Origin of the sequence: Longibacter sp. (assembly GCF_051155795.1) — a bacterium.
Classification (GTDB): Bacteria; Bacteroidota; Rhodothermia; order Rhodothermales; family Salinibacteraceae; genus Longibacter.
In genome coordinates this window covers 1-7,534 of sequence record NZ_DAXETW010000174.1, presented here as the reverse complement: position 1 = coordinate 7,534, position 7,534 = coordinate 1, and the positions used below count along the sequence as shown (strand labels likewise).

8 protein-coding genes are annotated in these 7,534 nt (G+C 63.0%); 4 read left to right on the top strand and 4 right to left on the bottom strand.

The window, feature by feature from the left end:
• A partial coding sequence (locus ACFCU0_RS16045; RefSeq protein WP_434974695.1) for a TrmH family RNA methyltransferase occupies positions 1 to 760 on the bottom strand: 760 nt, incomplete at its 3' end.
• A 249-nt stretch (positions 761 to 1,009) separates the two neighbouring features.
• Here ACFCU0_RS16045 and ACFCU0_RS16040 point away from each other — a divergent pair.
• A complete protein-coding gene (locus ACFCU0_RS16040; protein ID WP_434974694.1) occupies positions 1,010 to 1,729 on the top strand; it encodes an SDR family oxidoreductase in 720 nt (239 codons plus the stop codon).
• A gap of 78 nt (positions 1,730 to 1,807) precedes the next feature.
• Here the strand turns inward: ACFCU0_RS16040 and ACFCU0_RS16035 are convergent, their stop codons facing one another.
• Positions 1,808 to 2,929, bottom strand: coding sequence for a hypothetical protein (locus ACFCU0_RS16035; RefSeq protein ID WP_434974693.1), 1,122 nt, complete (start codon positions 2,927 to 2,929; stop codon positions 1,808 to 1,810).
• 378 nt (positions 2,930 to 3,307) lie between these two features.
• On the opposite strand from ACFCU0_RS16035, the gene ACFCU0_RS16030 reads away from it, so the two are divergent.
• From ACFCU0_RS16030 to ACFCU0_RS16020, 3 genes are read left to right on the top strand one after another with little or no spacing between them, the layout of a single operon-like run.
• Positions 3,308 to 4,447 carry a TRAP transporter substrate-binding protein gene (locus ACFCU0_RS16030; protein WP_434974692.1) on the top strand — a complete coding sequence of 380 codons (1,140 nt, stop codon included), beginning with the start codon at positions 3,308 to 3,310 and terminating at the stop codon, positions 4,445 to 4,447.
• A 40-nt stretch (positions 4,448 to 4,487) separates the two neighbouring features.
• On the top strand, positions 4,488 to 5,303 hold the full coding sequence (locus tag ACFCU0_RS16025; RefSeq protein ID WP_434974691.1) for an ion transporter: 816 nt from the start codon (positions 4,488 to 4,490) through the stop codon (positions 5,301 to 5,303).
• Between the two features lie 54 nt (positions 5,304 to 5,357).
• Positions 5,358 to 6,023 carry a uracil-DNA glycosylase gene (locus ACFCU0_RS16020; protein ID WP_434974690.1) on the top strand — a complete coding sequence of 222 codons (666 nt, stop codon included), beginning with the start codon at positions 5,358 to 5,360 and terminating at the stop codon, positions 6,021 to 6,023.
• Positions 6,024 to 6,086: 63 nt separating this feature from the next.
• On the opposite strand, the gene ACFCU0_RS16015 is transcribed toward ACFCU0_RS16020, so the two are convergent.
• Both ACFCU0_RS16015 and ACFCU0_RS16010 read right to left on the bottom strand, forming a co-directional pair.
• Positions 6,087 to 6,560: a YciI family protein gene (locus tag ACFCU0_RS16015; RefSeq protein ID WP_434974689.1), complete on the bottom strand. Its 474-nt coding sequence runs from the start codon at positions 6,558 to 6,560 to the stop codon at positions 6,087 to 6,089.
• A 59-nt stretch (positions 6,561 to 6,619) separates the two neighbouring features.
• The gene (locus ACFCU0_RS16010) at positions 6,620 to 7,399 is read right to left on the bottom strand and encodes a class I SAM-dependent methyltransferase (RefSeq protein ID WP_434974688.1); all 780 of its coding nucleotides are present in this window, start codon (positions 7,397 to 7,399) and stop codon (positions 6,620 to 6,622) included.
• Positions 7,400 to 7,534 lie beyond the last annotated feature (135 nt).

Here is a 7,534-nt window from a genome sequence, read left to right as displayed (position 1 = left end):
CGTCCGTCAGGTCGGCGTGCCGGCTCTGCCGCCGAATCCGGTCCTCGCGGGCATGGTACAACCCGATGGACGCCGCAACCGACACATTGAAGCTCTCCGTGAAACCGTCGAGCGGTATCACGACCGCCTCATCCGCCCGTTCGAGCATGGCGTCGCTCACCCCCTCGAGCTCGTTCCCGACCACGAGAGCGGTGGGTTCGGTGAAGTCGACGTCCCGGATCGAGCGTGCATCCTCGCGGAGCGCGGTCACGATCACGCGATAGCCGCTTTCGTGCATGGCGCCGACAAAGGCCTCGGCATCCGGCCACTGCCACACATCGAGCCAGTGCTGCGCGCCCTGCGTCGTCCGCTTGGAGTGCTTGTAGCGTTTCTCGTTGGCTCCTTTCACGACGTGCACATCCTGATAGCCGAGCGCCTCCGCGCTTCGCATCACCGCGCTCACGTTCCCGGTATTGACCAGCCCCTCGACCACCGGTAAAACGGTCCGAGTCCGCCGCTGCACAACGTCACGGATGCGCCGGAGTCGACGCTTCGTCATGAACGGAGCGAGCAGCTCGATAATTCGGGACGGAGAGAGAACGCGATCCGCGACGTGAAACGGGTTTTCACGATGCGGAGGCCGACCGCCAGCGTCCAGCAGTTGCTGCATGGCGCGCCCCGGGTCCACGTCATTCCGGTCGCGACCGTCAAACGGCAATGAGGTGTCCGGCATGTCGGCGGAACGGTCGGACGCGGAGTCCGGCGTTGCATCGGTGGGCATAAACGGTCGTTCTTAAAGGAGAGAGCCAGGTCGGCCGCTAACTACAATGACATCCATGTCTACGCGGGGAGTGCCGTCAGATGATCCGGTTCCGGCACCACCGGCCCGGGCCGGACGGCTGGCCCACAGGTCGGATGGAACCGCCGTTACATGATTCTCCGGTCACGAGGCGATCCTGGCTCCACGGTTCCGGTTGGACGAATCAGATACCTCTCTCTTCTCCCTTCCCTACCAACATCCAACCTGTCTATGGACCTTCATGATCGCGTAGCCGTCGTCACCGGCGCAAGCAGCGGCATCGGCCGGCAATTCAGCCGGGACCTCATCGAACGTGGCGCCACCGTATTCGGACTGGCGCGCCGGATGAATGTCCTGGAGGAGATTCGGGACAATCTCGGAGACGCTTTCCACCCGGTGACGTGCGACGTCCGAGCGGAAGAATCCGTGTCGACCGCCTTCGATGCGGTGCTTGATGCAGCAGGCCAGATCGACGTGCTCATCAATAATGCCGGACTCGGCATCTTCGGATCCATCGACGACTACTCGACGGATGACTGGGACACGCTGATGGAGACCAACGTTCGCGGCGTTTTCCTGTGCACCCGCGCGGCTGTGCCGACGATGAAAAAGCAAAACGAGGAAAGCGGGTTCGGCGGCCACATCGTAAACATCGCGTCGATCGCCGGACTGCTCGGCAACCCAAACATCGGCGCCTACAACGCCAGCAAGTTCGGGGTGCGGGGCTTCAGTAAGTCGATGATGAAGGAGTTGCGGGACGACGGGATCAAGGTCACGTGCGTTTACCCGGGCTCAATCGAAACAGACTTCTTCGACGTCGCGGGTGCGGACATGACGGACCATCCGATGAAGCCGGAAGATGTGTCTTCGACTGTCCTCCACGTCGTGGAGGGACCGGACAACTATCTGATTTCCGAGGTGGTCATGCGTCCGCTTCGGCCGCGCGGATAAAGCGGTCGGACGACCCGGGCGCCTCCGTCAGCCAGCAGAAGGATGCGTTTGGGCGGCCACGCACCTGCATGGTAGGTCTTACGACGCAAATACCGACGTCCACTCGCTGTGTCCCTCATCGGCCTCGTCGTCCGCGACGGGGCCATTTTCCTTTCCGGGTGCCCGGTCCGTGGGCTCAGGACTCGGGACGGGATCCGAATCGGGCTGGCTCGAGGTGGGCGGGCTCGGTGTAGAGGCCGCCTCGGGCGTCGGTTCGGGGTCGGCGTCCGGCCCGGCGGGTTTCATCTCTTTCTCCTCCGCCTGCTTCTCCTTCACGCTCTGCGCCTTCTGCTTCTTCGACGCCTTCTGCTTCTTTTTCTTCGAGGTATCCGACGGGGCGGCCCCGCGCGATACCGCAGAAATGAAGTGCCGCGTGCGCGGCTCCGTAAGCATCTCGATCGCCTCCATGAGGTTGTTCGGCTGCATCGGGTAGCGTCGCTCCCGGCCCGAGTGGAGGTCGACCGTGCGGCGAGGGGCGGGAAAGACGTACTGCCACATCCACGCGGACCCGGCGCCCGGGAACTGATCCCGGATGGACGACGGAAGGTCCACGCTACCGTGCCCCTCTTCCAGGTCCCGCTGGTGCATTTCATGGACGCGCTTGAGGTGGCGCTCCAGGGCAACGGTTAGTTCGCTCGACAGCGTCACGAACCGGTCGCTACACCCCTGCGCATCAGAGACGGTAATTTGTCCCCGGTTAAGGTCAACATCACCGACGCGTAGACGCAAGGCTTCGGTGAGATCGAGCTCCGTGTGGAAGACGATTCGTGCGAGCAGTTTCTCCGGTCCCGAGAGCTGGCTCAGGATCCGCTGGCGCTCCTCGCGGCTCAGCATTGAGAGGCGCCCGTGCACCTCACTTACACTCTGCTTTAAGACGCACTCGTGAAAAAAGACCAGCGCCTCGGCGGCCTGCTGCCGCATACGGTCGTCAATCCCTTTTTTCTCCGATAGCCGATCCAGAAACCGGTTGATGTGCGGCGGCTCCGGCTCCCCGAGGTCGTTCGCATCCACATACCGCAGATAGCCCATGATCCACAGGCTGTAGATCTGCTTCTGTCGCTTGTCCAGATCCGGAAAGTCGCTGAGCATGCGCGCGACTTTCAGGAGGCGTCCCGCCTCACCGGCGGGAGGAGCCGACCGTGACGATACGAGTCCACTCATAGAAGTACGAAGGGTTCTGCCCCGATCACGGATGAGAGAGTCGACGGGCCTGTCCCGCGCATCGAGCGTGTGAACGCGAGCCTCGAAGAACTGCGCGCAGGATTTGTTCGGCCATTTGATGTAGAGATAACTGCATCTCGGACACAATCGCAATTGTGTGCAACGCCGATACCCGGGATTTCTGTTCGTGTAACACGAACGTATCGCCATCAACTTAATGTCAATACGCGATTCCTGCAAGAGTCAGACCATGTCCCCCGTTTTCGGGGGATGCATCCACGACTCGTAGTGCAGTTGCGATCACCGCGCCGCCTCCCCTATACTCTAGAGCGTCTGCATCTGCGCTCTCGCATCCTTTTGAACCGATCGTAATCCGGTATGGACCGCCGCGACTTCACTCGAACCGCTATCCTTGGTGCGCTCGGCGCCGGTGCTCTCACCGCCTGCGGCGACAACGCCGGGGACGAAGCGGCCTCCCCGTCCGAGGACGCGGCCGGAGGACCGAACGTGATCACCGGCCCGTCCGTGCGCTGGCGCCTCGCCTCCAGTTTCAGCCGCTCGCTCGACACGATTTACGGCGCCGCTGAATTTCTGGCCGAACGCGTCGGCGAGCTGACCGAGGGCAAGTTCGACATCCGATGCTACCCCGGCGGCGAACTCATCCCCTCGCTCGAAGTGCTCAGCAACGTGCAGACGGGGACGGTACAGATGGGCCACGCGGCAAGCTACTACTTCATCGGGAAAAACCCGGCCCTCGCGTTCGACGCTACGGTCCCCTTCGGCCTCACCGCCCGGCAGTACAACGCCTGGCTCTATCACGGCGGCGGGATGGACCTGATGCGCGACCTGTTTTCGGACTTCAACGTCATCAACTTTCCGGGCGGCAACACGGGAATGCAAATGGGCGGCTGGTTCCGCGTGGCCGTCGACGCACTGTCGGACCTGAATGGGCTCAAGATGCGGATCCCCGGCCTCGGCGGACAGGTGATGAACGAGATGGGCGTGAACACGCAGGTGTATCCGAGCGGGGAAATCTATCCCGCTCTGGAACGCGGCGCCATCGACGCCGCCGAATGGGTCGGCCCCTATGACGATGAAAAGCTGGGCTTCCACGAGGTTGCACCGTACTACTACTATCCGGGCTGGTGGGAGCCGGGACCCGCGCTTACGTTCTACGTCAACCGCGAGTCCTACGACGACCTGCCCTCCACCTACCAACACGCCATCGAGGTCGCCGCGTCGGAAGCCAACGTCAACATGCTGGCCGCATACGACCACAAGAACCCGGCGGCGCTGCAGCGACTGCTGGACCAGGGGACGGAGCTGCGCCGCTTCCCGGATGAGGTAATGTCACGCGCTCAGGAGGTGACGCGCCAGCTCCTCGAGGACGAGGCCGCCCAGAACGAGCAATACCGTACAATCTACGAATCGTACAAGGCCGCCCGCGCAGACAGCTACCGGTGGTTCGGTACGGCCGAACGTGCCTACGCGGACTTCGCCTTCGGTGCCGGCGCGTAAACCGACCGGTTTCGCCTCCTTTCTCTGACTCGACGCACTCGTGCGCTCCTCGCTTCGCGATCGGCTCTACATCATCATCTTCAAGTCGGACACCCCGGCCGGGAAGCTGTTCGACGTCGTGCTGATCGGCGCGATCATAGCCAGTGTCGTAGCGGTCATGCTGGAGACGATGGAGGCCGTGCGGGTCGGCTACGCGGCCGAACTCTATGCCCTGGAGTGGGGATTCACCATCCTCTTTTCGATCGAGTACGGCCTGCGCCTCTACTGTGCCCGGGACTGGCGACGCTACGCCACGAGCTTCTACGGCGTCATCGACCTGCTGGCGATTCTGCCGACGTACGTCAGCCTGTTCTTCCCCGGCGCACAGTATTTCCTGGTCGTGCGCCTGATCCGAACGCTCCGCGTCTTCCGGGTTCTGAAGCTGGCCGAATACCTCGCCGAAGCCGATACGCTCGCCCGGGCCATGCGCGCCAGCCGTCGAAAGATCTCCGTCTTTCTCCTGGCCGTGGTGACGCTCATCGTCATCCTCGGGTCACTCATGTACCTGATCGAGGGCCCGAAGAACGGCTTCACGTCGATTCCAACCAGCATGTACTGGGCCGTCGTCACACTCACCACCGTCGGCTACGGCGACATCTCGCCACAGACCACGCCCGGCCGCTTTCTCTCCGCCGTCGTGATGATCATCGGATACGCCATCATCGCCGTCCCGACCGGGATCGTGACGGCCGAACTTACGCGCCGTCGCGACCACCGCCCCCGCCGCTGCCCCGACTGCGGCTCGCCCGGACACGATGAGAACGCGGACTTCTGCAAATTTTGCGGCAGCAAATTATCCCCCGAACTCGCCGGCTGACGACACCCGACCGGCACATTTCCGCCTCGACTGCACGTTTCTCGACCTGTCCGCATGCACCTGCAGCCCGTCTACGACCTGTTTCAGCAAAACCTGTTCGACGTCGCCTCGTCGGAGAGCCTTTTCAACCTCTACAGAGACCGGGTGAATCACCTCGACGTCAACGACGCTGCCTCCATCCGACAGGAGAACCTGCGCGCCTACCTCGCTGCCTACGATAAGGCGCCGCCCCTCTTCCTCCTCGCCGAGGCGCCTGGGCCATGGGGGTGCCGCTTCTCCGGCGTGCCCATCACCGCCGAGGCGCAGCTTGTCGACCCGGACTTTCCGATCGATGGCGCACCTACGAGCCGGGAAAAGGAGCCGCACACCGAGTACAGCGCCGGGATTTTCTGGCGCGTCCTGCAGCCCGTCTTCCCCCACTTCTTCGTGTGGAATAGCGTCCCGCTACACCCGCACGATCCAGGCGAACCGTTGTCGATCCGCAATCCGCGGCGAACCGAGGTCCGAACCTGGGAGCGCCTCACGAGCAATCTCCTCGACCTTCTCCAACCCGAGCGCATCGTCGGGATCGGACGGAAGGCCGAACGCGCCGTCAAGGAGATCGGCGTCGACGTGACATACGTGCGGCATCCGTCCCAGGGCGGGGCAACCAAGTTTACCCACGGCATCGCCGACATCGTCGACCAACTCGGACTGCCGGCGGCCAACCGCGCCCGGTAGACGCGCACACGCCGGTTCGAGCGGGAAATCACCTGCCGCGCCCGGGCAACCATCCGGTCCGGACTAAAACTGGACCTTTTGAATCGTAGCGTGGCGTTCATTCACCTCCTTCAACGCAGCGGACCCGTACCACGGATGGAGATCCATGGTGAGACGCCCGGATTGAACGGCCGGGTCCGTCTCTGTTAGCGCTCGAGCCTCGTCGACGCTATCAACGTCGAAGATGTAGATGCCCCGCATCGCTCCGTCGTCCATAAACGGACCGGCCAGAACGAGTGTGCCTTCCTCGGCCATCCGGCGAATGTTCTGTAGATGGGCGCGCTGGATTTCCGCGGCCTCTTCCTTCGAGTGACCTCGATTCGGTCCCGTCCGGAGAATCGCGATCACGTAGCGGTGCATGCCGTAATCGTCTGCGCCCAGTTCCGCGGCCCGCGTCGAATCGTACGCCGGCGCATCCTGCGCCATGACGGACGAGGGGCTTGCAGCGAACATCAGAAGCGCGGTGAGCACGGCCACCACCAGAGGATATGGATGCATCGGGATCTATCGGGGCGTGTGGAATGGGAATCAAACAGAAACCGGTTGATGACTGCGCACTACGCATCCGGCTTTTTCACCACGATGAAGTGCTGCCGCGGAAGCATGTCGAGCGTTTTCACCCAGTCCAATCCGACGGCACTCATTTCCTTGCGGACCTGCGCCTCGCTCATTTTGTGAAGCGGCTTGATGGGGACGGACGGATCTTCTTTCCGGTACTCGACCAGCACGACGCGCCCGCCGGGCCGGAGGCTCTCCCGAAGCGACGTCATCATCTCGCGCGGATACGCAAACTCGTGGTAGGCGTCGACCATGACCGCGACATCGATCGTATCGGGCGGGAGGGAAGGGTCCTTTTCCGTGCCGCGAACAAGGGTCACGTTGTCGATCTGTTGCCTGTCGATCCGCCGGCGCATGATGTCGAGCATCTCGGGTTGGATGTCCACGGCGAATACGCGTCCGTTCGGAACCCGCGGCGCGATGCGAAAGGTAAAGTAGCCGGTCCCGGCCCCGATGTCGGCCACGACGTCGCTCGGGGCAAGCTGCAGGCTGTCGACCACCTGACCGGGTCGTTCGTCGGTTTCACGGCTGTCGCGCTCAAGCCAACCGGCGCCCCGATGGCCCATGATCTTCGAGATCTCCCGGCCCATGTACACTTTGCCGATCCCGTCGCGACTCGGCGTCGTATAGCGATAGATGCCGGATGTGTCGGCGGTTGTTGTGTCGTTGACGGACGGGGCCGTTGACCCTTCGTCAGCTTCGGCCCGGCACCCGAGAAGCGCCAGGGCAAGGACACCGAAACAGACGATCAAAAGACGGAGCCGGAGGGGGCGGAGCATGCGCACGAGGTCGCGTGTCAGGGCAGAGAAGAGGATGATTCGGCGCGGAGAGCGCAATTGTGAAGGGCGTCATCGATGAACTCGCGGAGTTCTCCCATCTGCTGGCGGCTGAGCCGCTGCCCGATCCAGGCGGTC

What these genes read in the sequence shown, in the direction of transcription:
- ACFCU0_RS16040 (WP_434974694.1), top strand. Translation starts at nt 1,010, where the DNA reads ATGGACCTTCATGATCGCGTAGCCGTCGTCACCGGCGCAAGCAGCGGC.
- ACFCU0_RS16035 (WP_434974693.1), bottom strand. Translation starts at nt 2,929, where the DNA reads ATGAGTGGACTCGTATCGTCACGGTCGGCTCCTCCCGCCGGTGAGGCG.
- ACFCU0_RS16030 (WP_434974692.1), top strand. Translation starts at nt 3,308, where the DNA reads ATGGACCGCCGCGACTTCACTCGAACCGCTATCCTTGGTGCGCTCGGC.
- ACFCU0_RS16020 (WP_434974690.1), top strand. Translation starts at nt 5,358, where the DNA reads ATGCACCTGCAGCCCGTCTACGACCTGTTTCAGCAAAACCTGTTCGAC.
- ACFCU0_RS16015 (WP_434974689.1), bottom strand. Translation starts at nt 6,560, where the DNA reads ATGCATCCATATCCTCTGGTGGTGGCCGTGCTCACCGCGCTTCTGATG.
- ACFCU0_RS16010 (WP_434974688.1), bottom strand. Translation starts at nt 7,399, where the DNA reads ATGCTCCGCCCCCTCCGGCTCCGTCTTTTGATCGTCTGTTTCGGTGTC.